This window comes from Devosia sp. (assembly GCF_017307565.1).
Taxonomy (GTDB): domain Bacteria; phylum Pseudomonadota; class Alphaproteobacteria; order Rhizobiales; family Devosiaceae; genus Devosia.
On record NZ_JAFKHD010000153.1, the window covers coordinates 1 to 1,079 of the forward strand.

Below are 1,079 nucleotides of genomic sequence, written 5' to 3' on the forward strand. Positions count from 1 at the left end.
GCTGTCTGCGCGCCGCTTGGGGCGGCGCTCGCGCATCGGCTCGACCAGAAGACGCTCAAATACGTCTTCGCCGCGTTTCTCGTGGCCGTGGGGCTCAACATGCTCTGGAAGGTTTTGTTCGGCTGAGGCCGACAGTCCTGCTGGACTGGAAAAGGCTGGTGGGGGCGGGTGACTACGGTATGGGCCGCCCCCACCGTCCAAGCCCTCTTGTGAGAGGAACCCGGAAATCTGGATGCCACCGGACGAAAGTTGCCTGAACCGGTGGCTCCGGTTCAGGCGGCAGGTTTGGCATGAAGGTGGCCGGTTCAAGGCCGCCGAAGAGATTTACTTGGCAGTGTTGTTCAATTCCCACTGAACGTTGACGCCGATCTCGAACGTCATTTCGCCAGCTTCAACCGGAACCGGAGCGGCAGACGCCAGTTCGGCCCGTGCATACATGGGCATCGGGTTGTTGATGTTCTGGCTTTCCGAGATCGCTTCGAGGTCGCCCAGCTTCGCGCCAGCAGCGGCTGCATAAAGCTCGGCCTTGCTGCGAGCATCGGCAAAGGCAGCCTTGCGGGCCTGGTTGTAGAGTTCGCTCGGATCGGCAACCGAGAAGCTGACGCCATTGATGGTGTTGGCGCCGACATTTACGGACTTGTCGAGGATGGTGCCGAGCTCTTCGAGAGCGCGCACAGTCACGGAGACCGAGTTGGAAACTTGGTAGCCATTGATCTTGGGCGGCAGGATGTAGCCGTTTTCGTCGCGGGCGTCGGAATAGACATAGTTCGGATTGACCGAGAAGCCCGAGGTCCGGATGTCGCGGGTTTCGATGCCGGCATCCTTGAGGGCGGCGATCAGGTCGGCCATGGCCGCGGTGTGGGCGTCGAGCGCTTCGCGGGCGGTGGCGCCCTGCGTGGTCACGCCGGAATTGATCTGTGCCATATCCGGCACGGCGCGGACCTCACCACGGCCCTCGATGGTGATCGTACCGGCATAGGCCGGAATGGTGGCAGCGAGCAGGGCGAGGGGGGCGAGGGCAGTCACGAGACGCATGGCAGACTCCTTGTCATTCAGCGGGGCCAATTGATGCCCCGTTC

General features: G+C 62.5%; 1 protein-coding gene. It reads right to left on the reverse strand.

The window, feature by feature from the left end; genetic code table 11:
• Positions 1-324: 324 nt before the first annotated feature.
• Positions 325-1,035 carry an SIMPL domain-containing protein gene (locus tag J0I64_RS04160; protein ID WP_291406347.1) on the reverse strand — a complete coding sequence of 237 codons (711 nt, stop codon included), beginning with the start codon at positions 1,033-1,035 and terminating at the stop codon, positions 325-327.
• Positions 1,036-1,079 lie beyond the last annotated feature (44 nt).

What these genes read in the sequence shown, in the direction of transcription:
- J0I64_RS04160 (WP_291406347.1), bottom strand. Translation starts at nt 1,035, where the DNA reads ATGCGTCTCGTGACTGCCCTCGCCCCCCTCGCCCTGCTCGCTGCCACC.